Genomic DNA, 25,019 nt, shown 5'->3' with positions numbered 1-25,019 from the left:
CATGGCCAACACGAGCTCCCCCGACGCCCCGATCCCGGTCGGCCGGGTGTCCGCGCTGATCGGCGGCTGGATCGACCGGCTCGGCGAGATCTGGGTGGAGGGACAGATCGCCCAGCTCAACCGGCGACCCGGCGCGGGCATGGTGTTCCTGACCCTGCGCGACCCGGAGCGGGACGTCTCGCTGACCGTCACCTGCTTCCGGTCGGTCTTCGAGCAGGTGGCGGAGGCGGTCCAGGAGGGCTCCCGGATCGTCGTGCACGCCAAGCCCGAGTGGTACACGGCGCGCGGCACGCTCTCGTTGCGGGCCACCGAGATCCGGCTGGTGGGGCTGGGCGAGCTGCTGGCCCGGCTGGAGCAGCTGAAGCGGAAGCTGGGCGCGGAGGGCCTGTTCGAGACCGCCCGCAAGCGGCCGCTGCCGTTCCTGCCGCACCGGATCGGGCTGGTCACCGGCCGCGGCTCGGCGGCCGAGCGGGACGTGCTGGAGAACGCCCGGCGGCGCTGGCCCGCGGTCCGCTTCGAGGTCCGCAACGTGCTGGTGCAGGGCCCCAGCGCGGCGGCCCAGGTGGCGGCCGCGGTGCGGGAGTTGGACGCGATGCCCGAGGTGGATGTGATCGTGGTGGCGCGCGGCGGTGGCAGCGTGGAGGACCTGCTGCCGTTCTCCGACGAGGAGTTGATCCGCACCGTCGCGGCCGCCGGTACGCCGGTGGTCAGCGCGATCGGGCACGAGCCCGACCAGCCGCTGCTGGACCTGGTCGCCGACCTGCGCGCCTCCACCCCGACCGACGCCGCCAAGCGGGTGGTGCCGGACGTCGGCGAGGAGCTGGCGAAGGTGCACCAACTGCGCGACCGGGCACGGCGGTACGTGGTGCACCGGGTCGAGCGGGAGCAGGCCGGCCTGGCCGGGGTGCGCAGCCGGCCCGCGCTGGCGGCCCCGCACCGGGCGCTGGCGGAGCGCGGCGAGGAGGTGACCGCACTGGTGGAGCGGGCCCGCCGGATGCTCGGGCACCGGCTGGACCACGCGCAGACCGACCTCGGCCACGCCCTGGCCCGGGTGGTGGCGCTGTCCCCGTTGGCCACGCTGGAGCGCGGCTACGCGGTGCTGCAGCGCCCGGACGGCACGGTGGTGACCGATCCGCAGCAGGCCCTGGTCGGCGAGCGGCTGCACGCCCGGGTGGCGGGCGGCGGCCTGGACGTCACGGTGGAGCCGTCGCAGGACTGACGGCGGACAACGAGAGGGGGCTAGCGAGGTGCCCGGTGGGCGCACGGGTGGTGGCCCATTGACTCCTGCACCAGGGTGTTCCACTCCCGGGTGAGGTCGGCGAGTTCGGCCTGCGCCTCGGCGGCGGCCGCGTTGGCGTGGAGCAGTTCGCTGTGGACGGCTTCCAGCAGGCGGAGCAGACCGTCCGCGGTCAGGGCGGCGACGGTGGGGTCGCCGCCCTGAGCGCGGACGGTCCGCCCGCCGCCGGCCGGTACCGCCCGGACGGCCCGGACCGTCTGTTCGGCCGTCAGCTCGGCCAGCCGCCGGGCCTCGCGCTCCTCGGCCGCGCGGACGAAGCGCCTGGTCCTGGCCAGCGCGTACTCGGTGGTGGAGAGCGCCGCGACGGCCAGGCAGCCGAGCAGCGGGGTCCAGCGTGAGTCGTACGTGCCCGCCACGATGAGGGCGATGCCGGCGAATGCGCCCGCCGCTCTCAGCACATCGATGGTGGTCGGCGAGATTCTCGGCATGTGGGGCTCACCTCCGCGTGTGCGCAGTTCCTCCCCGGAGGCTTTCCGTCTCGCATTCCCGTTGCAGAGCGACCGCCTGGGCGATCGAGGCGAGCAGGAATCGACGGATGACCGGGTGGGTGATTCCCCAGGTGTCCAACGCTCCCTCGGGGGTGATGGGTGAGCGTACTCCTTGGGAGAGATCGTTGGCGGAATCCTCGGAAATTACCCCTCCGCGGACCAACAGGTCGGGGAGGTCGAGATCGAGTGCCTGGGCAATTCGCTGGAATTGGGACGGCCGGGGCAGGGTCTCGCCGCGCAGCATGCGGCCGACGGCGGAGGCGCTCATTCCGGTGTCCCTGGCCAGGGCGAGGCGTCCGCCGGCGCCGGGGCGCAGGTCGTAGCCGGCGCGTTGCGCGGCCTCGTGGACGACCGCCCCGAAGCGCCGGGCGGGTGTGTTCGCGTCGGAGGTGCCCTCTGTCGGCTGCATGGCGCGCAGGCTACCGCGTACTCCCCGACAGGGCCGCTCACTTGCACGCATGCAAGCCCCTTCCGACAGGCCCCGCAAGGATCTTCAGACCATCAGAGGGTAATTCCCGAGAATCGCTTGCACGCCTGCACGGCCGCTCGTAGGGTGACGCACCTCCCCAATTCCGGAGGTTCACATGGATGTGAGACCTGCCCTCATCGAGGCCGCGAAGTCCGGGGACCGCGACGCCTGGGCGCAGCTCTACCTCGCTTATCACGGGCTGGTGCTGGCGTTCCTCACCCGAAGAACGGGGAATCGGCTCCTGGCCGAGGATCTCGCCCAGGACACATTTGTCAGGGCAATGGCGGGAATTCGCGGTTACCACTGGACCGGCAAGGACATGGGCGCATGGATTGTCACCATCGCCCGCAACGTGATGCTCGACCACGACAAGCGGCGTTCCACCCGGCGCGAGTCGGCGGTCGCCACGGTCGCCGACACCGATTCGGGCGTCCGGGTCGAGGAGTTGGTGATAGCCGCGGCCGAGGCGGACCGGATCTTCGCCGCGATGGCCGCCCTCAACGACCGGCAGCGGACCGTGGTCGCGCTGCGCTACTGGGAGGGCCTGACCTCGAACGAGATCGCCGACCGGATCGGGCTGCGGGTGGGTGCGGTGAAGACGCTGACCTACCGGGCCAGGGTCAACCTGCGCCGCACCCTGGCGGCGCAGGCCGCCCCCAAGTCCTGACGCCCGCACGGCCGGCGGCCCGGCCCCGACGTCCGCTCAGTCGGTGAGCAGCCGCTGGCGGGAGAGCGCGACGGAGTGCTCGCCGAAGCCGAGGCTGCGGTAGAGCGACTCGCCGCCGCGGGAGGCGTGCAGGTCGATCCGGGTGACCCGGCGCTCGTCGAACCAGCCGAGCAGCGCCTCGGTGCAGGCCCGGGCGTAGCCGCGGTGGCGGCGGTCGGGGTCGGTGCAGATGTTGAAGACGAAGCCGAACAGGCCGTCGGGGTGACCGGGCGCGGCCAGTCGGCGCTCCAGGGTGCCGACCGCGCAGGAGGCCAGCCGTCCGGGCCGGTCCGGGTCGTCGACCACATAGACCCCCATGGTGGGCTCGAACGCGGCCAGCCGGGTGCGGAGTTCGGACTCGGCCGCGGCCTTCCAGGGGCCGTCGTCGGCCCGTCCGTGCATCGACTCGAACATCAGGGCGCGCAGCCGGACCAATTCCGGGGCGTCGCCGGGCCGCCCGGCCCGTACCGTGATCATGCCGCGGAGGTTAGCGACCCCGGACCGCCCGCCGCACCGGATTTGTCGGCCGGAGGTCCTACGCTGGGCGCCATGGCTGATCAGGAGACGACCGGCACTCCGGGCGACACCGCCCCCACGGGCACGGCTGCGGCGGACACCACTCCGGCGGACGACGCGCTCGGCTACGAGCAGGCGCGGGACGAGCTGCTGGACGTGGTGCGCCGACTGGAGACGGGCGGCACCACGCTCGAGGAGTCGCTGGCCCTGTGGGAGCGCGGCGAGCAGTTGGCGAAGGTGTGTCAGCGCTGGCTGGACGGCGCCCGGGCCCGGCTGGACGCGGCGCTGGCGGCGGAGGAGGGGCAGCCCGGCCGGGAGTGATCCCGGGAGAGTGATGCACATCACGCCCCGCGGTGGAATGGTTTAAAGTTCACCGACTGTTGGACCACGTCGAACGGCACCCGCCGCACAGATTCCCGTCCAGCACGAGGTAGGACCCACCATGACCCTGGAACTCGACACCGTCGCTCAGGACCTGCTGTTCCGCGAGGCCCGGACCGCCAACACCTTCACCGACGAGCCGGTCACCGACGAGCAGGTCCAGGCGATCTACGACCTGGTCAAGTTCGGCCCGACCGCGATGAACGCGCAGCCGCTGCGCATCGTGCTGGTCCGCACCCCGGAGGGTCGCCGGCGTCTGGTGGACCAGATGTCCGAGGGCAACAAGGCGAAGACCGCCTCCGCCCCGCTGACCGCCATCCTGGCCGTGGACAACGAGTTCCACGAGGAGCTGCCGACCCAGTTCCCGCACTTCCCGGGTGCCAAGGACGTCTTCTCCGAGCGTCCGGTCCGCGAGGCCGTGGCCTCCATGAACGGCTCGCTGCAGGCCGCGTACTTCATCATCGGCATCCGCGCCGCCGGTCTGGCCGCGGGCCCGATGGCCGGTTACGACGCTGAGGGCATCAACAAGGAGTTCTTCGGCGACGGCGAGCACTCGGTGCTGGCCGTGGTCAACATCGGCAAGCCGGGCGAGGACGCCTGGTACCCGCGCGGCCCGCGCCTGGCCTACGACGAGGTCGTCACCACCGTCTGAGCCGGCCGAGCAGGCCGAGCAGGCCGAGCAGCCTGAAGCCGCCGGGCCCGTCGCCCCGCCGGCACCGGAAGGGCCCCCGCGATCGCGATCGCGGGGGCCCTTCCGTCGTCCTGCTCCGGCCGAGGCGGCTACTTCAGCGCCTCGGCGAGCTGCGCCAGCTCCTCGTAGGTCGCCGTGCCGGTGACCACCGTGGTGCCGGTGGTGCCGGCCGGGTGGACCAGGCCGCGGTAGCGCTCGCCCTGGAAGCGCTGCCAGGTGTCGCCGGCCACGGTGGCGGTGCCGTCCTCCTTGGCGCCGGCCACGGCCGCGGCCACCGCGGCGTCGTGCGCGGCGTCGCTCTGCTCGACGGCCGCGTACTGCCCGGACGGGGTGACGAAGCCGAGGTGCCAGACGTTGTGGCCCTGCTTGTCCGGGCGGTAGTCGACCGAGGTCGCCCGCCACTTGTCGGACAGCCCCTCGGGCCCGAGGACCGGGTACGGCGCACCGCGCTTCGCCGAGGCGAGCGCGCTCCGGTAGTCGATCACGTGGACGCCGTCCCCCTGCGCGCCCGGGAGGAAGACGTACCCCACGAACACCACGACGCCGACCGCCAGCATCGACAGGATCATGTCCCGTACCGTCTGCCGGCCTCTCTTGCTGCTGTTGCCTGCCACCCGGCCATGGTAGGTGGCCGTACGGCGCCCGCTGCCACGGGGAGTGCGCCACAGACAGCCCGGAGCCGGGCAGATACGATCGCAGCAACCCTCACCACGGCGTTCGACCTGGCAGTAGTCGGGCGCTCACTGGCCGTCGCGTACAGAGAGGTAACGACGATGACCACGCACCACCTCCCGAGCTCCCTCGAGGTAGCCCCCGAGGCGCCGGACCGCAACCTGGCACTCGAGCTCGTCCGGGTCACCGAGGCCGCCGCGATGGCGGCCGGCCGTTGGGTCGGCCGCGGTGACAAGAACGGCGCCGACGGCGCGGCCGTGAAGGCCATGCGCACCCTCGTCTCCACCGTCTCGATGAACGGCGTGGTCGTCATCGGCGAGGGCGAGAAGGACGAGGCCCCGATGCTCTACAACGGCGAGCGGGTCGGCGACGGCACCGGCGCCGAGTGCGACGTCGCGGTCGACCCGGTGGACGGCACCACGCTGACCGCCAAGGGCATGAACAACGCCGTCGCCGTGCTGGCGGTGGCCGACCGCGGCACCATGTTCGACCCCAGCGCCGTGTTCTACATGGACAAGCTGGTGTGCGGCCCGGAGGCCGCCGACTTCGTCGACATCACCGCCCCGGCCGCGGTCAACATCCGCCGGGTCGCCAAGGCCAAGGGCAGCTCGGTGGAGGACGTCACCGTGGTGCTGCTGGACCGTCCCCGCCACGAGGGGCTGGTGAAGGAGATCCGCGAGGCCGGCGCCCGGATCAAGTTCATCTCGGACGGCGACGTGGCCGGCGCCATCATGGCCGCCCGCGAGGGCACCGGCGTGGACCTGCTGATGGGCATCGGCGGCACCCCCGAGGGCATCATCGCGGCCTGCGCGATGAAGTGCATGGGCGGCGTCATCCAGGGCCGGCTGTGGCCGAAGGACGAGGCGGAGCGCCAGAAGGCGCTGGACGCCGGGCACGACCTGGACCGGGTGCTCACCACCGACGACCTGGTCAGCGGCGAGAACGTGTTCTTCGTCGCCACCGGCATCACCGACGGCGAGCTGCTGCGCGGCGTCCACTACCGCTCGGAGACCGCCACCACCAGCTCGCTGGTGATGCGCTCCAAGAGCGGCACCATCCGGCAGATCGACTCCGTGCACAAGCTGTCGAAGCTGCGGGCCTACAGCGCGATCGACTTCGACCGCGCCAACTGACACGTCCACCGGACGGCGGCTCCCCCGTGCGAGGCACGCGGGGCGGCCGCCGTCGGCGTTCCCGGCGCCCCCGGCGCCCCCGGCCGCGGGCGCGTACCGCCGCTCAGCCCGCTATCCGGCGCGGCTGCTGCACGCCCACCCGGCGCGCCTCGCGCAGCTCCACGTCCCGGCGCCGGCGCCGGGCCAGCACCACCCGGCGCTCCGCCGCGGTCAGCCCGCCCCAGACGCCGTACGGCTCCGGCTGGGCCAGCGCGTGCTCCCGGCACTCCAGCAGCACCGGGCAGCGGGCACACACCCGCTTGGCCTGCTCCTCCCGGGCCAACCGGGCGGCGGTCGGCTCCTTCGACGGGGCGAAGAACAGGCCCGCCTCGTCGCTGCGGCAGGCCGCACCGGTGTGCCACGGGTTGTCCTCCACCACCGAGCGGGGGGAGCTGGAGTCGATGGGATGCAGCACGGCGTACTCCTGACTGGCCGGGCACACGGCACGTCGTGGCCGGGGGAAGTGTGCGAGGGGAACTACCCCGCGGTAGCCCGATTCATGCACACCGCACGCAACCGACTACGGACTGCACTCGCCGCAACGACAAGTGCCCACCCGGGAGTTGACGGAACGTGCCGTTCCGGTCGACGCTCCGGTCGGCGGTCCGCCGCAGGCGCGGGCGCCCGGCTCAGCCGTCCAGCTGCTTGCGCACCCACTCCTTGAGCTTCTTGCCCCGGCGCGGCCGCGCGCTGCAGCCGCCGAACACCGCGCCGCCCTTCACCCGCACCACCGGCGCGTACGGGTCCGCCGCGGTCTGCTCCTGCACGTCGAAGCCGCCGAAGACGCCGACGCCGCTGCCGTGCAGCGACACGTTCTCCGGCACCTTGATGTCCACGCCGCCGAAGACCGCCACCACCTCGATCACCACCTCGGGCGACTCGAACACCGCGTCGCTGAGGTCGATGTCCACGCCACCGAAGATCGCCACCGCGCGCAGGTGCGAACCGACCCGCCAGCGGCCCTTGCGGGTGGCCCCGCCGAACACCGCCACCATCGACGGCGACTCCGTGCGGGCCGGCGGCAGCGCCGGGCCGGGCGCCCGCAGCGGGGGCTTCTCCATCGAGATCCGCGGCACCGCACCGGCCGCCGCGGCAGCCGGCAGGTCACGGGTGAGCGGCGCCAGCTCGCCGAAGGTCCGGGCGCCGTACGCCGCCTCGATCCGCTCGGCGTGCTCGTCCACGGTCAGCCGGCCCTCGGCGTACGCGTCGCGCAGCAGCTCGGCGACCCGCTCGCGGTCCGCGTCCGAGGCCCGCATGTCGGCCTCGGCGACCGGCAGGTGCTCGGCGGGCGTCGCAGGGACCACCGGGGCGGCCTGGGGCTCCGGGGCGTCGGTCTTCCTCATCGGTACGGGCTCCTGGCCCCGGGCGTCCCGCCCGTCCTGCGAAGGAGAGTTGTCCACGTCACACAGCCTAGCGAGGACGCCGCCGCCCCGAACATCGGTTCGGGGCTTTCCGCGTGACCCCGGTCACGCAGGCCGACCTGACCGCCTCCCCCGCCCCGGGGGCGCCTACCCTGGAGGATGCTTCGTCGACGCAGCTGAAAGAACTGAGGATCTCCACGATGGCTCCCACGCCAGAGTTCGCCTACAGCGACCTGCTCCCCCTCGGTGCCGACCCGACGCCGTACCGGAAGATCACCTCCGAGGGTGTCTCCACCTTCGAGGCCGGCGGCCGCACCTTCCTCCAGGTGGAGCCCGAGGCCCTCCGGCTGCTCACCGCCGAGGCGATGCACGACATCTCGCACTACCTGCGGCCCGCCCACCTCGCCCAGCTGCGCCGCATCCTGGACGACCCCGAGGCCAGCCCCAACGACCGCTTCGTCGCACTGGACCTGCTGAAGAACGTCAACATCTCCGCCGGCGGCATCCTCCCGATGTGCCAGGACACCGGCACCGCGATCGTCATGGGCAAGCGCGGCCAGAACGTCCTCACCTCCGGCCAGGACGAGTCCGCCATCGCCCGCGGCGTGTACGACGCGTACACCGAGCTCAACCTGCGCTACTCCCAGATGGCCCCGGTCACCATGTGGGACGAGAAGAACACCGGCAACAACCTGCCGGCCCAGATCGAGCTGTACGCCACCGACGGCGACGCGTACAAGTTCCTCTTCATGGCCAAGGGCGGCGGCTCGGCCAACAAGTCGTACCTGTACCAGGAGACCAAGGCGATCCTCAACGAGTCGTCCATGCTCTCCTTCCTGGAGCAGAAGATCCGCTCGCTCGGCACCGCGGCCTGCCCGCCGTACCACCTGGCGATCGTGGTCGGCGGCACCAGCGCCGAGTTCGCGCTGAAGACCGCCAAGTACGCCTCCGCGCACTACCTGGACAACCTGCCCACCGGCGGCGACGCGAAGACCGGCCACGGCTTCCGCGACCTGGAGCTGGAGCAGAAGGTCTTCGAGCTCACCCAGAAGATCGGCATCGGCGCGCAGTTCGGCGGCAAGTACTTCTGCCACGACGTCCGCGTCATCCGCCTGCCCCGCCACGGCGCCTCGCTGCCGGTCGCGATGGCCGTCTCCTGCTCCGCCGACCGCCAGGCACTCGGCAAGATCACCGCCGAGGGCGTCTTCCTGGAGCAGCTCGAGACCGAGCCGGCCAAGTACCTGCCCGAGACCACCGACTCCCAGCTCGACGGCGACGTCGTCAAGGTCGACCTCAACCAGCCGATGAGCGACATCCGCGCCCAGCTGGCCAAGTACCCGGTCAAGACCCGCCTCTCGCTCAGCGGCACCCTCGTGGTGGCCCGCGACATCGCCCACGCCAAGATCAAGGAGCGTCTGGACGCCGGCCAGGGCATGCCGCAGTACATGAAGGACCACCCGGTCTACTACGCCGGCCCCGCCAAGACCCCCGAGGGCTACGCCTCCGGCTCCTTCGGCCCCACCACCGCCGGCCGGATGGACTCCTACGTCGACCAGTTCCAGGCCGCCGGCGGCTCCATGGTCATGCTCGCCAAGGGCAACCGCTCCAAGCAGGTCACCCAGGCCTGCAACACCCACGGCGGCTTCTACCTCGGCTCGATCGGCGGCCCCGCCGCCCGCCTCGCCCAGGACTGCATCAAGAAGGTCGAGGTCCTGGAGTACCCCGAGCTCGGCATGGAGGCGGTCTGGCGGATCGAGGTCGAGGACTTCCCGGCCTTCATCGTGGTCGACGACAAGGGCAACGACTTCTTCGCCGAGGTCACCGACGGCCCGCTGATCACCAACCTCCGCGTCCGCTCCGCGCAGTAGTCCGAAAACGGCGAATGCCCCGGTCGGTGAGGACCGGGGCATTCGTCGCGTGAGGTCACGGGCAGCTGCTGACGTTGCCGAGCGGCTCGAAGACCTCGTCGGACTTCGGCTTGTCGGCGGCCGGCTGCTCGGTGGTCGGCTCGGGCTGCTCGGCGAGCACCTCGAGCGCGTGCTCGATGGCGTTGGGGTCGACCGGGGCGGCGGTGTGCTCGGTGGGCGCGGTCGGGGTGGCAACCGGGGTGGTGGTCTCGTCGGCCATGACGTGGGCCGCCTTTCGAGTCATCAGATTGAACGGCCTGACAGGATCGTCCTGGGCGCCCGGACAGTATCGTAGGGACCGTTAAATGTCCTATAAACGCTGTGCCCCCCATCCTGTTCGCGGATGTTTGCGCGCGGCCTCATAAGCTGACACTTCACATCACAGCGAATCGGCCGTCACATCGGGGGAGGACATGGAGCATCAAGGGACACCGTCCCCCGATGCGCTGCGGTTCCAGGTACTCGGTCCCGTCCAGGCCTGGCGGGGCGAGAAGCAACTGGCCCTCGGATCCCCGCAGCAGCAAGCGGTACTCACGGCCCTCCTGCTCAGCCACGGCCGACCGGTGACCACCGACGACCTCGTCGACGGCATCTGGGGCGACCGCACCCCGCCCCAGGCGGTGGCCGCGCTCCGCACCTACATCTCCCGTCTGCGCACCGTCATCGAACCCAACCGCGAAGTGCGCAAGCCGGCCGAGATCCTGGTCTCGGTCAGCGACGGGTACGCACTGCGCATCCCCGTCGGCGCACTCGACCTCGCCGCCTTCGACCAGCAGGTGGCGGCGGCCGCCGAGTCCAAGGCCGAGGGCGACTTCCACACCTCGCACGAGCTGCTGCTGTCCGCTCTCGCCCTGTGGCGGGGCAAACCGCTGCCCGGCCTGCCCGGACCGTACGCCGAGTCGCAGCGCGGCCGGCTGTCGGAGCGCCAGATCGCCGTCGCCGAGGAGCGCTGCGCGGTCGCGCTGGAGATCGGGCTGCACGCCGAGGTGGTGTCCGAGCTCAGCGCGCTCTGCGCGGCGCAACCGCTGCGCGAGCGGCTGCGCGAACTGCTGATGCTGGCGCTCTACCGCTGCGGCCGCCAGGCCGAGTCGCTCGGTGTCTACGCGGACACCCGCAAGCTGCTGATCGAGGAACTGGGCGTCGAGCCCGGCACCGGCCTGGCCGCCATGCACGCGCGCATCCTGGCCGGCGACCCGGCCCTGATGCCGGCCGTCACGGCCCATCCCCGCGCAGACGCCGAGGAGCCCGTCACCTTCGTCCCGCCGGCCCAACTTCCGGCCGACGTGTCGGACTTCAGCGGTCGGTCCAAGCTGGTCAGCGAGCTCCACGACGTCCTGCGGGCCGGTTCCGGCCAGGCCGTGGTCGTCACCTCGCTCGCCGGCATCGGCGGCGTCGGCAAGACCACCCTGGCCGTGCACGTCGCCCACACCCTGCGCCCCGACTTCCCGGACGGCCAGCTGTACGTCGACCTGCGTGGCGCCGGTGACTCCCCGGCCGACCCGGCCGTCGTGCTCGGCGACTTCCTGCACGCGCTCGGCAGCTCGGACACCCCGGACTCGCTCGACCAGCGAGCGGCGCTCTACCGCTCGCTGCTGGCCGACAAGCGGATGCTGATCCTGCTCGACAACGCCAAGGACGCCCGGCAGCTGCTGCCGCTGATCCCCGGTGTCTCCGGCAACGCCGTGATGGTGACCAGCCGGTCCCGGCTGGCCGAGATCCCCGGCGCGCACCTGGTGGACATCGAGGAGCTGACCCCGGACGAGGCGCTGGCACTGTTCTCGGCCATCGTCGGGATCGAGCGGGTGGCCGCCGAACCGGAGGCCGCCCTCGCCGTCGTCACCGCCTGCGGTTTCCTGCCGCTGGCCGTCCGGATCGCGGCGGCCCGGCTGGCCAGCCGTCCCCGGTGGAGCGTCTCGGACCTCGCCCGGCGCTTAGCCGACCAGCGCAACCGCCTCCAGGAGCTCCAGCTCGGCAACCTCGCCGTCGAGACCACCATCGGCCTCGGCTACGGCCAACTGCGGCCCGAGGAGGCCCGGGCGTTCCGGCTGCTCTCCGTCGTCGACTCCCCCGACCTTCCGCTCGCCGCCGTCGCCGCCCTGCTCGGCACCGAGGAGCGGGAGGCCGAGGACCTGGCCGAGGCACTGGTCGAGGCCAACATGCTGGAGTGCTTCACGCCCGGCCGGTACCGGTACCACGACCTGCTGCGGCTGTTCGCCCAGGCGCAGAACCAGAAGGAGGGGGATCTCGACGCCCAGCGCGATGCCCTGCTCAGGTTGCTGGACCTCCTGGTGGCCACCCTGCAGAACGCCGCCCAGGTCATCGAGCCGGACGACATGCTGACCGAACTGCTGCACGTTCCCGTCTCGGCGGGCCTGCAGCTGGCGGACAGCGGCGCCGGCCGACGCTGGCTGCGGTCCGAACTCGCCCTGCTGCTCAGCACGGTGGAACGCGCCGTGGACGAGCCCCGGGAGCGGCTGCGGCCCGCCGTCGACCTGGTGCTCGTCCTGCGCGCGCTGGTCGAGGACCCGACCATCGGACGCCGGATCGGTGCCGCGCTCCGGACCGCCGCGGTCAACGCCCAGTCGTACCAGGACACCGACGCGCTCGCCAGGATCCGGTTCGCGCTCGGCCATCTCCACCGGATGGCCGGCGAGCTCGGCGACGCCGAGTCGTCGCTGCGGCAGAGCCTCGCCCTCCAGGCCGCGGAGGAGTGCACCCACCTGAAGATCTCCGTCGCCAACGAGCTGGCCGTGGTGCTGATCCAGGCCGGACGCCCGGCCGAGGCGCTGCCGTTCTACCAGCAGGCGCACAAGATCAGCCGCGCGCTGGGCGCGTCCATCGGCGAGGCCCGACTGCTGGCCAACATGGCGCGGGCGTACGTCGGGCTGGACCGGCACGAGGAGGCCGTCGAGTCGGCGCGGCAGGCGGTCGCGGCGGCCCGCGAGTCGGGCAACACGCCGTGTCTGGCCGACACTCTGTACCAGCTCGGCGTGGTGCTGCGGGCGACCGGTTCGACCGCGGAGGCGGCGGAGCACCTGCGGGAGGCACACGGACTCTTCCAGTCCCAGCAGTACCGCTTCTGGGAGGGCTACTCGCTCGCCCGCCTGGCGGCCTGTCTGCTGGACCAGGGCCAGTACCCCGAGGCGGCGACCGCGGCCGAGGAGTCGCTGTCCATCGCGCAGGAGATCGACGCCGCGTACTGCCAGGGCCTGGCCAACGCGGCGCTCGGAGAGGCGTTGTTGGAGCTGGCCCAGCCGGCGCGTGGGCTGGCGTGTCTGCGTGAGGCGCACACGGTGTTCACCCGGCTCGGTGTGCCCGAGGCCCTCCCCGTGCAGGGCCTCATCACTCGGCAGCACACCGAGCCCTCCCTTCCCCCCGCGCCGTAGCTCCCGTCCCCCAACGAGTGCTCCCCCGTGCGTCGGCGCTCCCGCAGCCCCCCGGCTGCGGGAGCGCCCTGACGCTTCCCCGGCGCTGAGAAGACTCTGACAGGTGGCGATTGACGTTCGATAAACGCCGTCCGTAGTCGTTCCGTCGCAGGTGGGCACGGGTGCCACGGAGCGCGCCACGCGGCGTGAGCCAGGGGTGCGCACCACCCCGGCCGCACCCCGTGCTTCCGGCGGCCGGTGATATCGGGCCGAAGGGAGACGAGTTGGCCGGAAAGGGACGCCACGGCGGAGTGATCACGCTTATCCTCGAAGGCCAGTACCTCCAGGGAAGGGCGGCCATCGGCTACCAGGGGCAGGACAGCGCGGAAGGGGTGCCACTCGCATCGTGACGACCGGACAGATCTCAGGCACCGCCGGGACGGGCTCCCCTGACGACCGCGTGGACAACGGGCGCCGCCGCGCCGGCCGCGCGCGGGCCCGGACCCGCCCGCGCGCACGGGCCCGGACCGCCCTTCCGCCCGAGGAGCAGCTGTCCCCGTACTGTCGGCGCGTCGGCTGACCGTCCCCGCCCCCACTCCTGAAGATCGGGCAGCCTGTGCGCGACCACCTCAAGCCCTCCGCGGGGCAGCCGCCCGCCGTACCGGAGCAGCGCCGTCCGCCGCCTCGGGACCGGCTGGACGAACCGCCGCGGCTGGCCGAGCGGCTGGCCTACCTGGACGGTGCCGCGCGGCGGATCAACAGCTCCCTCGACCTGCCCGGCACCCTGCGCAACCTGGGGCGGGTCCTGGTGCCGACGCTTGCCGACGCCGTGGTGGTGCAGCTGCGCGACCCGCTGCCCAACGTGGAGACCGACCCCGGACGGCCGGAGGCGCTGCGGGTCCACCACACCCACGGCACCCGGCTCGGCCGACGTACGGGGCTGCGCCCGGTGGCGGCCGGCGGTCCGCTGGCGCACGCGCTGCGGCACCGGCTCCCGGACGGTCCGCTGGTGCTCGGCACCGCCGGCGCCGGCGCCCACCGGGCGCTGCTGACCGAGCTGCTCGGCGCCCGGAGCCTCGGCCGGCTGCCGGCCGGCACGGCGCTGCTGGCACTGCCGCTGCACGGGCGGAAGACCGCGCTGGGCATGCTGCTGCTGATTCGCCGGCCCGGCAAGGAGGGGACGACCCCGTTCGACGCCGCCGACACCGCCACCGCCGCGCACCTCGCCACCCAGGCCGGCCTGGCCGTGGACACCGCGCTGCGCTACACCCGCGAGTGGGAGATCGCCGACCGGCTGCAGCGCTCCATGCTGCCCGCCCACCTGCCGCAGCCGCACGGTGTGCGCCTGGCGCACCGCTACCTGCCCGGCGAGCGCGGGGCGCAGGTCGGCGGCGACTGGTACGACTCCGTCCCGCTGCCCGGCAACCGGGTGGCCCTGATCGTCGGCGACGTGATGGGCCACTCGCTGACCTCGGCCGCCGTCATGGGCCAGCTGCGGACCACCGCCCAGACCCTGGCCGGGCTGGACCTGCCGCCGCACGAGGTGCTGTACCACCTCGACGAGCAGGCCCAGCGGCTCGGCCGGGAACAGCACCTGGCCACCTGCGTGTACGCGGTCTACGACCCGATCGCCAACCGGGTGGTGGTGGCCAACGCCGGCCACGTGCCGCCGGTGCTGGTCCAGCCGGGCGGGCGCAGCGAGCTGCTCGACCTGCCGCCCGGCGCGCCGATCGGCGTCGGCGGGGTGGACTTCACCTCGGTGGCGCTGCCGGCGCCGCCCGGTTCCGCGCTGCTGCTGTTCACCGACGGCCTGGTGGAGACCCGCCGCCGCCCGCTCGGCACCGGCCTGGAGCTGCTCCGCAGCCGCCTGGCCACCGCCCACCTGCACTCGCCCGAGCACCTGTGCCAGGAGGCGCTGCGCATCCTGCCGCCCGGCGACCGCGGCGACGACATCGCGCTGCTTGCCGCCAGCTTCGACGGCATCCCCGCCGACGACGTCGCGTACTGGTACCTCCAGCCCCGGCACGAGACCCCCGGCCGGGCCCGTCGGCTCGCCGCCCACGCGCTGCGCCGCTGGGGGCTCGAACCACTCATCGAGAACACCGAGTTGATGGTCAGCGAGCTGGTCACCAATGCGATCCAGCATGCCACCCGGCCGGTCACGCTCCGGCTGGTGCGCACCTCCCTGCTGCGCTGCGAGGTCGGCGACGACAACGCCGCGCTGCCCCGATCGCGCCGGGCCGGGCCGGACGAGGAGCGGGGGCGCGGCCTGCAGATCGTCTCCCGCTGCGCCGACCGCTGGGGGGCGACCCGGCTCGGCACCGGCAAGGTGGTCTGGTTCGAGCAGCGACTGCCGGGCGTGATCCCGACCCGGCCCTTCTGACCCGGGTGCTAGCGGAATCTCCTTTCCGCCCTGGCCAGTTGGTGCAGGGCGAGCAGGACGTCGGGGCCGAGCACCGCCTCGGCGACACCGGGGCTGCGGCGCAGCCGCAGGACCGCCCGGAGGACGTCGGCGTGGTGCAGCAGGCCGAGCGCGTCCGCGTACTCCAGGTCGTCGCCGGGCGCGGCGGCGTGCCACGTCAGCAGCAGCGCCTTGACCACGCTGAACATCATCCGCCGCCCCCGGACCAGCTCGGCCCGGGAGTTGAGGCCGAACACGTCGATGGTGGCCTCGCCCTTGGCGGTCAGCGGGTCGTACTCGCCGGAGTCCAGGTACAGCCGCAGGTGGTCGGCCGGGTCCTCGCGCGACGGGTCGACCAGCAGGTGCTCGCCGGTGACCGGGTCGCGCGGGAAGCGGTCGCGCTTCTGGTTGCTGTTGCAGTGGGCGCAGGCGAGCAGGTGGTTCTGCCAGTCGAAGGTGCGCAGCGGTGCGAGCGCGATCGGCTCGAAGTGGTCGATGTCCGTCCCCAGGTTGTCGCCGCAGTACATGCAGCGCTCCAGGCCCGGCGCCATCTGCCGCAGCAGCAGGCGGAGTTGGGCCTTCTGGCGGACGGCCTTGTGCCATGCCGCCCGCCCGGTGGCGGTGTTCGGACCGGCCTGGCGTATGCCGGCGGTGTGCCGGGCCAGTTCGGCGGCCAGGTGCGGCTGGAGCCGCGGCCGCTGCAGCGGGATCACGGCTCTCTGCCGAGCAGCCGCGCCGCCACCTCGTCCGCGCGCGCCCCGAGCGAACTGTTCAGCTTCGCCCCCAGCTCGCGGTACTCGGCCAGTTCGGCGTCGGACGCCAGCCCCGCGTACAGCTTGCGCTCCAGCCGCACCAGCAGCCGCCGCTCCGCCTCCGCGGCCGGCGAGTACGAACTCGGCAGCCCGAACAGCTCCGAGACGGCGGCGTCGTCGCCGCTGCCGTACAGGATCCGCTGCTGCACCGCCTCGTCGATCCGGTACGGCGGGCGGCCGCTCTCCGCGGCGGGCAGGTGGACCAGCGCCCCCGGGTCGGCCGCCTGGCACACGTACGGGCTGTGGGTGGCCACCAGGAACTGCGCCTCCGGGAATCTCTCGGTGAGCCAGCCGCCGATGCGCTGCTGCCACACCGGGTGCAGGTGGCGCTCCACGTCGTCGATCAGCACCGGGCCGGACGGGCGCCCCGCCACCTCGCTCACCAGCACCGCCAGCGCCGCCACCCCGTCGCCGAGTTCGGCGAGCGGCACCTCCAGGCCGCCGCGCGCCACGTGGTGGCGGACCGGATCGGTGACCCGCCAGCCGTCCGGGAGGATGCCCTCACGGAGGAGTTCCGGGACGAGCGCCACGGGGGCCCCGCCGAGGTGGAGGGCGAGCGGGGTGCGGGCCTGCGCCGACGGGTCGGAGAACTCGGAGAGCCGCCAGCGGGGAGCCGGGGACGCCTCGGCCCACGCGTCGTCGTGGCCCGGGGCGAGCCAGTGGGACGCGGGGGTGGCACTGCGGGCGCCGAGGGCGAGGGCGACGGCGTGCAGGAGCGTCGACTTGCCGGAGCCGTTCGGCCCCGCGAGGACCGTCCATCCGGGTTCCGGATCCACCTCCAGATCCACCTCGCGCGGCCCGCCGAAGCACTTCAGTCCGGACACCCGGATCCGCGACACGTACACGGCCCACCCCCGTCGACTCGATCACCGAGGAACGAGGAACATATGCCCGGTCGGGGCAGGTGGCCAACCCCTCAGGGGCGCGGGGAACTGCTGCGGATCGGGCCAACCCATCAGGGGCGCGGGGAACTGCGCGACCAGCCACGCACCACCCGCACCCGCCGACCGCCCCCGAACCCCCACCCGGGGCCGGCGCACCACGCGAAGCCCACCACCCCCCGGGCCGGCCTCGCAGTTCCCCGAGCCCCTGCAGAACACCCCCGCCCGGCGCACCGGCTCGCGGTTCCCCGAGCCCCTACAGGGAAGCGAGGCGGATCGGCAGCCCGCCGAGGGCCTCGCGGAGGGCCGCCGCGAAGCGGTCGTACTCGGCGGTGCGGGCGGAGCCGGGGCGGTGGGCGAGGCCGATGCGGCGGCCGGGGGCGGGGTCGGCGAAGTGGACGGCGGTGATGAGGTCGGTGCGGCCGGCTTCGACGGCGAGGGCGGTGGCGGGGAGCAGGGTGACGCCGAGACCGCCGGCGACGAGCTGGACGAGGGTGGAGAGCCCGGCGGCGCGGGTGGTGCCGCCGGAGGGTTCGGCGCCGACTTCGCGGCAGATGTCGAGTGCCTGGTCGCGCAGGCAGTGGCCTTCTTCGAGGAGCAGCACGTCGAGGTCGAGCAGGACGTCGCGCGGTACGTCGGTGCGCCCGTCCAGCTCGTGGCCGGGCGGGGTGATGAGGACGAAGTCCTCGTCGAACAGCGGGATGTCCCGGGTGGGGCTGGTGCCGCCGGCGGGGAGGGCGAGCAGCAGGACGTCGAGGCGTCCGGCGGCGAGGCCGTCGAGCAGGGAGGGGGTGCGTTCCTCGTGGACGTGCAGTTCGAGTTCGGGGTAGCTGTCGCGGACGAGTCGCAGCACGGCGGGCAGCAGGTAGGGCGCGACGGTGGGGATGACGCCGAGGTGCAGCGGGCCGGTGAAGGGGCGGCGGGCGGCTTCGACCTCGTCGGTGAGTGCGTGGAGGGAGGCGAGCACCCGACGAGCATGCACGGCGACGCGGTCGCCGAGCGGGGTGATGATGACTCTGCGCGTCGTACGCTCGACGAGCTGCGCGCCGAGGGCCTCCTCGAGGGCGGCGACGGCGCCGGACAGGGCGGGTTGGCTGGTGCCGATCGCGGCGGCGGCTTCGCGGAAGTGCAGGTGTTCCGTGACGGCGACGAAGGCGCGGAGCTGGGCGACGGTGGGGGTGCGGTGCCTGGGCTGAACAGTACTGATAGCTCTCTCCGATCAGATGCATCGAGTGTAGCTATTTCCCTGATCAGTCCACGATGTGGAACGCTGGCATCCGTCCGCAATCCGGACGGCCACCCTCACGCTCAACACCAGGAGAAGCGAACGTGCTCACGATCGGTGACAAGTTCCCCGAGTTCGAACTCAACGCCTGCGTCGACCTCGACGCCGCGAACGCGTTCGCCCAGATCAACCACAAGACCTACGAGGGCAAGTGGAAGATCGTCTTCTTCTGGCCGATGGACTTCACCTTCGTCTGCCCGACCGAGATCGCCGCGTTCGGCAAGCTGAACGAGGAGTTCGCCGACCGTGACGCCCAGATCCTCGGCGTCTCCGGCGACAGCGAGTTCGTCCACCACGCGTGGCGCAAGGACCACAAGGACCTGCGCGACCTGCCGTTCCCGATGCTGGCCGACGTCAAGCACGAGCTGATGCAGGCGTGCGGCGTCGAGGCGGCCGACGGCACCGCCCAGCGCGCGGTGTTCATCGTGGACCCGAACAACGAGATCCAGTTCGTCATGGTGACCGCCGGCTCCGTCGGCCGTAACCCCAAGGAGGTCCTGCGGGTGCTGGACGCCCTGCAGACCGACGAGCTGTGCCCGTGCAACTGGACCAAGGGCGACGAGACCCTGGACGCCCAGGCCCTGCTGGCGGGCTGACCCATGGCGCTGGACGAACTGAAGGCCGCGCTTCCCGAGTACGCCAAGGACCTCAAGCTCAACCTGGGCTCGGTCATCGGCAACTCGGACCTGCCCGAGCAGCAGCTCTGGGGCACCGTCCTGGCCTGCGCGATGGCCACCCGCTCGGCGGCCGTGCTGCGCGAGCTGGAGCCGGAGGCCAAGGCCAACCTGAAGCCCGAGGCGTACGAGGCCGCCAAGGGCGCCGCCGCGATCATGGCGATGAACAACGTCTACTACCGGACGCTGCACCTGCTCTCCGACAAGGAGTACGGCAGCATGCGGGCGGGTCTGCGGATGAACATCATCGGCAACCCGGGCGTGGACAAGGCCGACTTCGAGCTGTGGTGCTTCGCGGTCTCCGCGATCAACGGCTGCGGTCAGTGCCTCGACTCGCACGAGGCGGTCCTGCGGAAGGCGGGCGTCGACCGCGAGGTCATCCAGGCGTCGGTCAAGATCGCCGCGGTGGTCCAGGCGGTGGCCGCCGTCCTCGACGCCGAGAACGTCCTGGCGTAACAGCCGTACTGAAGGGGCGCGGGGAACCGCGCGCAGTGGAAGAGCCGAACCTCGGCTTCTTCCGCCGCGCGCGGTTCCCCGCGCCCCTCAGTGGTTGCCCCGGCTACTTCGCCCGCGCGGCCTCGATCGCCTCGAAGACCTCCAGCCCCGCCGCGTTGCGGCGCCGCAGGTGGCCGACCACGGTGTTGGTGACGGCGATCAGCGGGACGGCGACGATGGCGCCGGCGATCCCGCCGACGATGGACCCGGCGGCCACGCCCAGCACCACGCCCAGCGGGTGCACCCGCACGGCGCGCCCGAGGATCAGCGGTTGCAGCACGTGCCCCTCGATCTGCTGCACGGCGACCAGCACCACCAGCGTCATCAGCGCGGTGAAGGGTCCCACCGCGACCAGGGCGATCAGCACCGCGATGGTGCCGGTGACCAGGGCGCCGACCAGGGGCACGAAGGCGCCCAGGAAGATGATCACCGCCAGCGGAAGGGCCATCGGCACGCCCAACAGCTGGATCCCGATGCCGATGCAGAGCGCGTCGATGAAGGCCACCGCGACGGTGCCGCGGACGTACGCGGTCAGCGTGGTCCAGGCCTTGGGGCCGGCGCCGGCCATCGCGTAGCGGGAGTGCTGCGGCAGACCGCGCAGCACCCAGCTCCAGATCCTGGCTCCGTCGTAGAGCAGGAAGAATGTGGTGAAGGCGGTGAGCACCACGCCGGTGAGCAGTTCGACGGCGATGGTGACGCCGGTGAAGCCGGCCGAGGTGATCTGCTCGGAGTTGGTGCCGATCGCGGTGGAGATCTGGTTGGCGAAGTCGTTGATCTGCTGCTGGGTCAGGTGCAGCGGGCCGGTGACGAGCCAGTCCCGGACCGACTTCACACCGTCCTGGACCCGGCCGGTGACCTTGTCGAGGTTGGCGGAGACCTGCCAGACCACGAACCAGCCGACCAGGCCGATGCCGGCCACGCCGCTGAGGAAGGTGCCGGCCGCGGCGAGCGAGCGCGGGACTCCGTGCCGGCGCAGCCAGGAGACGGTGGGCTCCAGCAGTGCGGAGATCAGCAGCGCGGCGAGCACCGCGAAGGCGACCAGGCGCAGGGTGTCGACCACCCGGAAAACCACGTAGAGGGCGACGCCGAGCAGCAACAGTCGCCAGGTCGACTCGGCGGCGACCCGCAGGCTCCACGGGACGGCTTCGGCCGGGGTGGCGGGCCGGCCGAGCGGCTGTCCGGGCGGGAACGACGTGCGGGGTGTACGGGGTGCGGGGATGGTCGCCTCCTCGACGCCCGGGCCGTCGCCCCGGAGGGCGCGGTCGCGCAGCCCGTCTCCGGGGAGGCCGTCGCTGTGCAGGCCGTCGCTGTGCAGGATCTCGGAGCGGATGGCGGCGCGCTCGGCGGCGGCGAGGGCGCGGCGGCGGCGTTCGACCGCCGCGACGGCTCCGGCCACCACGGCCCCGACCTTGGCCAGGCCGAGCCAGCTCTTTCCGCCCTTCTCGGCCTTCCCGCCCCGTGCCTCGTCCGGCATGACCGCTCCCCGTTCGGCTGCTGTGCCGTGGATGGGCCACGGCCGTCGGGGACGACGCTACCCGTCCGGCCGGTCGGCGCCGCCACGGGCCCGGTGGCCGGGGGAGGCCCGGCCGGGTGGCGAATCGGGGCGAATCCGGAGGAAGCCGCTGGTTTCAGACCCATGGAAGGGGGGAGGAGGCCGTACATACGGACCAACTGCAAGCGGACCGGCCGGGGCCGGAGGTACCAGGACCCTCTCCGGCTCCCCGCGTCCGCAGTCGGACCGCACCGCCCGTGAGCGCACTGGTCAGCGCCGCCCGGGCGGCGCGGCCCCCCGTCGCCGCTGTCTCGCGGCAGCACGAAGGCCCCGACCCGTTGCAACGGGTCGGGGCCTTCGGCGCGCTCACAAAGTGGCGGCCCGGTACCGGCGGTCGGCCTAGTACCAGTGGTGGGCCTGCCAGAACGACCAGGCGCCGCAGGGGCTGCCGTAGCGGTCGTTCATGTAGCCGAGGCCCCACTTGATCTGGGTGGCGGGGTTGGTCCGCCAGTCGGCGCCGGCCGAGGCCATCTTGGAGCCGGGCAGCGCCTGGACGAGGCCGTACGCGCCGGAGGAGGCGTTGGTGGCGGTGTAGTCCCAACCGCTCTCGCGCTTCACGATCTGGGAGAAGCACTGGAACTGGTTGGCGTCGCCGATCATCTGGAGCGCCATGTCCTGGACCGAGCCAGGGCTGATGGCCGCCAGTGCGCTGCGCGCGGCGGAGCGGTTGGCCTCTTCGGCCTTGCGCTTGTCGTCGGCGGCCTTGGCCGCCTTGTCCGCGTCCGCCTTGGCCTGGGCGTCGGCGGCCGCCTTCTGACGGGCTGCCTCCTCGGCGGCCTTCTTGGCGGCAGCGTCGGCCGATGCCTGCTGCGCGGTCGCCTGGGCGGCGAAGCTGTCGCTGACGTTCTGCGCCTGGGCGCCGGTGGGTACGTCGGCGAGCAGCGTGGCGCTCGCGACGTCGACCGTCTGGACGGTCTTGCCCTCACTACCCGAGGCTGCGCCCACGACGGCACCGACGGCGGTCACCGCGGTGGCGGAGGCGACAGCGACTCCCCGGACCGAGATCCGAGTCACATGGTTTCCTTCCAGCAGCACCCATGCGCGACCGTACGGGTGCGATCTACCCCTTGGCGCTCGCCTCCACCCAGCTCTGGTCGCGGGAGGCACTGGCTCGGCCTCCGAGCCGAGTCGCCTCGGAGCGGTGGGTGAATCGAGCGGCGTACGACCTATCGGTGTTCAGTTGTCCGCCCGCCGACCGGAGTTGCCGGGCGCGATTCTGCCGTACGCGGGGCCTGACAGAACCCTCACCATGCCGCACGGGGACGTGTCTACGCAATTCCCTGTTGCGTGGCGCATCTCACAGAGTTTGCGAGCTGGGGCTTTGGCAGTCAGTCCGACAAGAGGTAGTCAGATGTGATGACAGCAAAGGAACCTGCACGCTATGCATGCAGGTTCCTTTGCCCGACTCTGTCCTGTTTAGGGCTGGATGTCCTCCAGCATTTCCGTGACCAGCGCGGCGATCGGCGAGCGCTCCGAGCGGGTCAGGGTGATGTGGGCGAACAGCGGATGCCCCTTCAGCTTCTCCACCACCGCGACCACGCCGTCGTACCGGCCGACCCGCAGGTTGTCCCGCTGGGCCACGTCGTGGGTGAGCACCACCCGCGAGCCCTGGCCGATCCGGGAGAGCACCGTGAGCAGCACGTTCCGCTCCAGCGACTGGGCCTCGTCGACGATCACGAACGCGTCGTGCAGCGAACGCCCGCGGATGTGGGTGAGCGGCAGGACCTCCAGCATCCCGCGGGAGATCACCTCCTCGATCACGTCCGGGGTGGTGACCGCGGACAGGGTGTCGAAGACCGCCTGCGCCCACGGGCCCATCTTCTCGGCCTCGCTGCCGGGCAGGTAGCCGAGTTCCTGGCCGCCGACCGCGTACAGCGGGCGGAACACCATCACCTTGCGGTGCTGGCGCCGCTCGAGCACGGCCTCCAGGCCGGCGCAGAGCGCCAGCGCGGACTTTCCGGTGCCGGCCCGGCCGCCCATCGACACGATGCCGACCTCGGGGTCGAGCAGGATGTCGAGCGCCACCCGCTGCTCGGCGCTGCGGCCGCGCAGGCCGAACGCCTCCCGGTCGCCGCGGACCAGCCGGACCCCGCCGTCCTGGGTGACCCGGCCGAGCGCCCGGCCGCGCTCCGAGTGCAGCACCAGACCGGTGTGCACCGGGAGTTCGGCGGCGCCGTCGATGTCCACCGCGGCGTGCTCGGCGTTGAACAGGGCGTCGACCTGGTCGCCGGAGACGTGCAGTTCGGACATGCCGGTCCAGCCCGAGGTGATCGCCAGCTCGGCCCGGTACTCCTCGGCCAGCAGGCCGACCGAGCTCGCCTTGATCCGCAGCGGCAGGTCCTTGGAGACGACGGTGACGTCGTACCCCTCGGCCTGCAGGTTGCGGGCGACCGCCAGGATCCGGGTGTCCGCCTCGCCGCCGGCGCGGTAGCCGGCCGGCAGGATCGAGGTGTCCGAGTGGTTGAGCTCGACCCGGATGGTGCCGCCGAGCTCCCCGACCGGGATCGGCTCGTCGAGGCGGCCGTGCCGGACGCGGTAGTCGTCCAGCATCCGCAGGGCCTGGCGGGCGAAGTAGCCCAGCTCCGGGTGGTGGCGCTTGGCCTCCAGCTCGGTGACCACGACCACCGGGAGGACGACCTCGTGCTCCTCGAAGCGGGTCATGGCCAGCGGATCGGCCAGGAGCACGCTGGTGTCGAGAACGTACGTGCGCCGGTCTGGTGTCCGGCGGCTCTTGGTACTGACCACTAGGCCTCCAGAGCGGATGACCCGACGTCATCCGCGGCTCACCGGTCCCCGCGGCCCCGGTGGCCGGGGTACCGGTCTGACTGGTTCTATTCCCAGTGGAAACGCACCGCATGCCCGCAGGGAAGAACAGCGGGGTCACAACTGGTGAACGTTTCACGCCGCTGGCCTGCGGGTATGCCGCACTGACCGGCCGTCAGCGCACGCCGACGGCGCCCCCCGCCCCCGCGGTCCGCCGCCGGGGCTGGAACCGGCTTCTACAGGCCCATCCGGCGGTTGCGCTCCTGGAAGTCGCGCAGCGCCCGCAGGAAGTCGACCTTGCGGAAGGCGGGCCAGTAGGCCTCGCAGAAGTAGAACTCGCTGTGGGCGCTCTGCCAGAGCAGGAACCCGGACAGCCGCTGCTCGCCCGAGGTGCGGATGACCAGGTCGGGGTCGGGCTGGCCCTTGGTGTAGAGGTGCTCGGCGATGTGCTCGACGTCCAGGATCTCGGCCAGCTGCTCGATCGAGGTGCCCCGGCCGGCGTGCTCCTGGAGCAGCGAGCGGACGGCGTCGGCGATCTCGCGCCGCCCGCCGTACCCGATCGCGACGTTGACGGTGATGCCCTGGATGTGGGCGGTGGCCTCGGCCGCCTCCTTGAGCACCTCGGAGGTGCGGGCGGGCAGCAGGTCGAGCGCGCCGACCGGGTTGACCTTCCACCGGCCGGCGGCGGCCAGCCCGCGGACCGCGTCCTCGATGATCCCGAGCAGCGGGACCAGTTCCTCGGCGGGCCGGGAGAGGTTGTCGGTGGAGAGCATCCAGAGGGTGACGACCCGGACGTGGGTCTCGTCGCACCAGCCGAGGAACTCGCTGATCTTGTCGGCACCGCGCTGGTGGCCGTACGCGGTGGTGCCGCCGGTGGCCTTGGCCCAGCGGCGGTTGCCGTCGAGGATCACGCCGATGTGGCGCGGAGTGTTGTTGAGGTGGACCTCGACCCGGCGGCCGTAGAGCCGGTACGCGTTGTCCAGCAGGGTGCGAAGACCCGGCGTGCGCTCGACCACATCGCGCAGACCCATGGTTGTACGGCCCCTCCGTGCTCATCTCCGGGTGCGAACTCCCCCGGCGCAGCCTACTCCCGCCGCGTGAAGCACGGTAAAGCCGCAGGTACCGAGGTTG

Annotated in this window: 24 protein-coding genes; 10 read left to right on the top strand and 14 right to left on the bottom strand. The window is 72.4% G+C overall.

The genetic code is table 11. The features are described 5' to 3' along the window. Nucleotide 1 precedes the first annotated feature (1 nt). Nucleotides 2-1,219 carry an exodeoxyribonuclease VII large subunit gene (gene xseA / locus FHR36_RS02345; RefSeq protein WP_253793323.1) on the top strand — a complete coding sequence of 406 codons (1,218 nt, stop codon included), beginning with the start codon at nucleotides 2-4 and terminating at the stop codon, nucleotides 1,217-1,219. A 20-nt stretch (nucleotides 1,220-1,239) separates the two neighbouring features. Here the strand turns inward: xseA and FHR36_RS02340 are convergent, their stop codons facing one another. Both FHR36_RS02340 and FHR36_RS02335 read right to left on the bottom strand, forming a co-directional pair. Next, nucleotides 1,240-1,725 (bottom strand): hypothetical protein, encoded by a 486-nt coding sequence (locus tag FHR36_RS02340; RefSeq protein WP_253793321.1) that lies wholly within the window; start codon nucleotides 1,723-1,725, stop codon nucleotides 1,240-1,242. 7 nt (nucleotides 1,726-1,732) lie between these two features. Then, nucleotides 1,733-2,194: a helix-turn-helix domain-containing protein gene (locus tag FHR36_RS02335; RefSeq protein WP_253793319.1), complete on the bottom strand. Its 462-nt coding sequence runs from the start codon at nucleotides 2,192-2,194 to the stop codon at nucleotides 1,733-1,735. A 175-nt stretch (nucleotides 2,195-2,369) separates the two neighbouring features. On the opposite strand from FHR36_RS02335, the gene FHR36_RS02330 reads away from it, so the two are divergent. After that, nucleotides 2,370-2,921 (top strand): RNA polymerase sigma factor, encoded by a 552-nt coding sequence (locus FHR36_RS02330; RefSeq protein ID WP_253793317.1) that lies wholly within the window; start codon nucleotides 2,370-2,372, stop codon nucleotides 2,919-2,921. Nucleotides 2,922-2,957: 36 nt separating this feature from the next. Here FHR36_RS02330 and FHR36_RS02325 read toward each other — a convergent pair whose 3' ends face one another. Next, a complete protein-coding gene (locus FHR36_RS02325) occupies nucleotides 2,958-3,437 on the bottom strand; it encodes a GNAT family N-acetyltransferase (protein ID WP_253793315.1) in 480 nt (159 codons plus the stop codon). A gap of 72 nt (nucleotides 3,438-3,509) precedes the next feature. Between FHR36_RS02325 and FHR36_RS02320 the strand changes: the two genes are divergently transcribed. After that, complete coding sequence (locus FHR36_RS02320) at nucleotides 3,510-3,797, top strand: exodeoxyribonuclease VII small subunit (protein WP_253793313.1); 288 nt, start codon at nucleotides 3,510-3,512, stop codon at nucleotides 3,795-3,797. A gap of 121 nt (nucleotides 3,798-3,918) precedes the next feature. Next, nucleotides 3,919-4,509, top strand: a complete 591-nt coding sequence (locus tag FHR36_RS02315; protein WP_253793311.1) for a malonic semialdehyde reductase — start codon at nucleotides 3,919-3,921, stop codon at nucleotides 4,507-4,509. A gap of 128 nt (nucleotides 4,510-4,637) precedes the next feature. Here FHR36_RS02315 and FHR36_RS02310 read toward each other — a convergent pair whose 3' ends face one another. Next, a complete protein-coding gene (locus FHR36_RS02310; protein WP_253793309.1) occupies nucleotides 4,638-5,162 on the bottom strand; it encodes a DUF4245 domain-containing protein in 525 nt (174 codons plus the stop codon). A 159-nt stretch (nucleotides 5,163-5,321) separates the two neighbouring features. On the opposite strand from FHR36_RS02310, the gene glpX reads away from it, so the two are divergent. Continuing rightward, nucleotides 5,322-6,353, top strand: coding sequence for a class II fructose-bisphosphatase (gene glpX, locus FHR36_RS02305; RefSeq protein ID WP_253793307.1), 1,032 nt, complete (start codon nucleotides 5,322-5,324; stop codon nucleotides 6,351-6,353). Nucleotides 6,354-6,456: 103 nt separating this feature from the next. Here glpX and FHR36_RS02300 read toward each other — a convergent pair whose 3' ends face one another. Then, nucleotides 6,457-6,807, bottom strand: a complete 351-nt coding sequence (locus tag FHR36_RS02300) for a WhiB family transcriptional regulator (protein ID WP_253793304.1) — start codon at nucleotides 6,805-6,807, stop codon at nucleotides 6,457-6,459. 214 nt (nucleotides 6,808-7,021) lie between these two features. Beyond that, nucleotides 7,022-7,735 carry a DUF1707 SHOCT-like domain-containing protein gene (locus tag FHR36_RS02295; RefSeq protein ID WP_253793300.1) on the bottom strand — a complete coding sequence of 238 codons (714 nt, stop codon included), beginning with the start codon at nucleotides 7,733-7,735 and terminating at the stop codon, nucleotides 7,022-7,024. A gap of 218 nt (nucleotides 7,736-7,953) precedes the next feature. Between FHR36_RS02295 and FHR36_RS02290 the strand changes: the two genes are divergently transcribed. After that, on the top strand, nucleotides 7,954-9,621 hold the full coding sequence (locus FHR36_RS02290; RefSeq protein WP_253793298.1) for a fumarate hydratase: 1,668 nt from the start codon (nucleotides 7,954-7,956) through the stop codon (nucleotides 9,619-9,621). Nucleotides 9,622-9,676: 55 nt separating this feature from the next. Here FHR36_RS02290 and FHR36_RS02285 read toward each other — a convergent pair whose 3' ends face one another. Then, the gene (locus FHR36_RS02285; RefSeq protein ID WP_253793296.1) at nucleotides 9,677-9,880 is read right to left on the bottom strand and encodes a hypothetical protein; all 204 of its coding nucleotides are present in this window, start codon (nucleotides 9,878-9,880) and stop codon (nucleotides 9,677-9,679) included. 193 nt (nucleotides 9,881-10,073) lie between these two features. Here FHR36_RS02285 and FHR36_RS02280 point away from each other — a divergent pair, with 193 nt between their 5' ends. After that, on the top strand, nucleotides 10,074-13,046 hold the full coding sequence (locus tag FHR36_RS02280; protein ID WP_253793294.1) for an AfsR/SARP family transcriptional regulator: 2,973 nt from the start codon (nucleotides 10,074-10,076) through the stop codon (nucleotides 13,044-13,046). 595 nt (nucleotides 13,047-13,641) lie between these two features. Continuing rightward, complete coding sequence (locus tag FHR36_RS02275) at nucleotides 13,642-15,408, top strand: ATP-binding SpoIIE family protein phosphatase (RefSeq protein WP_253793292.1); 1,767 nt, start codon at nucleotides 13,642-13,644, stop codon at nucleotides 15,406-15,408. An 8-nt stretch (nucleotides 15,409-15,416) separates the two neighbouring features. Here FHR36_RS02275 and FHR36_RS02270 read toward each other — a convergent pair whose 3' ends face one another. From FHR36_RS02270 to FHR36_RS02260, 3 genes are all read right to left on the bottom strand, one after another. After that, a complete protein-coding gene (locus tag FHR36_RS02270; protein ID WP_253793290.1) occupies nucleotides 15,417-16,139 on the bottom strand; it encodes an HNH endonuclease in 723 nt (240 codons plus the stop codon). Then, nucleotides 16,136-17,062, bottom strand: a complete 927-nt coding sequence (locus FHR36_RS02265; RefSeq protein WP_253793288.1) for an AAA family ATPase — start codon at nucleotides 17,060-17,062, stop codon at nucleotides 16,136-16,138. Before FHR36_RS02265 ends, FHR36_RS02270 begins: the two co-directional genes overlap by 4 nt. A 313-nt stretch (nucleotides 17,063-17,375) precedes the next feature. Next, entirely contained in the window at nucleotides 17,376-18,326 is a 951-nt protein-coding gene (locus tag FHR36_RS02260) for a LysR substrate-binding domain-containing protein (protein ID WP_253794667.1), read from the bottom strand. Between the two features lie 122 nt (nucleotides 18,327-18,448). Between FHR36_RS02260 and FHR36_RS02255 the strand changes: the two genes are divergently transcribed. Both FHR36_RS02255 and FHR36_RS02250 read left to right on the top strand, forming a co-directional pair. Beyond that, entirely contained in the window at nucleotides 18,449-19,000 is a 552-nt protein-coding gene (locus FHR36_RS02255; RefSeq protein WP_253793286.1) for a peroxiredoxin, read from the top strand. A gap of 3 nt (nucleotides 19,001-19,003) precedes the next feature. After that, complete coding sequence (locus tag FHR36_RS02250; RefSeq protein ID WP_253793283.1) at nucleotides 19,004-19,534, top strand: alkyl hydroperoxide reductase; 531 nt, start codon at nucleotides 19,004-19,006, stop codon at nucleotides 19,532-19,534. Nucleotides 19,535-19,637: 103 nt separating this feature from the next. On the opposite strand, the gene FHR36_RS02245 is transcribed toward FHR36_RS02250, so the two are convergent. From FHR36_RS02245 to FHR36_RS02230, 4 genes are all read right to left on the bottom strand, one after another. Then, nucleotides 19,638-21,047, bottom strand: a complete 1,410-nt coding sequence (locus FHR36_RS02245; RefSeq protein ID WP_253793281.1) for an AI-2E family transporter — start codon at nucleotides 21,045-21,047, stop codon at nucleotides 19,638-19,640. 417 nt (nucleotides 21,048-21,464) lie between these two features. Further along, nucleotides 21,465-22,139 carry an aggregation-promoting factor C-terminal-like domain-containing protein gene (locus tag FHR36_RS02240; RefSeq protein WP_253793280.1) on the bottom strand — a complete coding sequence of 225 codons (675 nt, stop codon included), beginning with the start codon at nucleotides 22,137-22,139 and terminating at the stop codon, nucleotides 21,465-21,467. Between the two features lie 402 nt (nucleotides 22,140-22,541). Beyond that, nucleotides 22,542-23,870, bottom strand: a complete 1,329-nt coding sequence (locus tag FHR36_RS02235) for an RNA 5'-3' helicase PhoH2 (RefSeq protein ID WP_253793279.1) — start codon at nucleotides 23,868-23,870, stop codon at nucleotides 22,542-22,544. A 254-nt stretch (nucleotides 23,871-24,124) separates the two neighbouring features. Continuing rightward, nucleotides 24,125-24,919: an isoprenyl transferase gene (locus FHR36_RS02230; RefSeq protein WP_253793278.1), complete on the bottom strand. Its 795-nt coding sequence runs from the start codon at nucleotides 24,917-24,919 to the stop codon at nucleotides 24,125-24,127. Between the last annotated feature and the right edge of the window lie 100 nt (nucleotides 24,920-25,019).

Origin of the sequence: Kitasatospora cinereorecta, from assembly GCF_024172095.1 — a bacterium.
GTDB lineage: Bacteria > Actinomycetota > Actinomycetes > Streptomycetales > Streptomycetaceae > Kitasatospora > Kitasatospora cinereorecta.
This window is presented reverse-complemented; position numbering and strand designations above follow the sequence as displayed.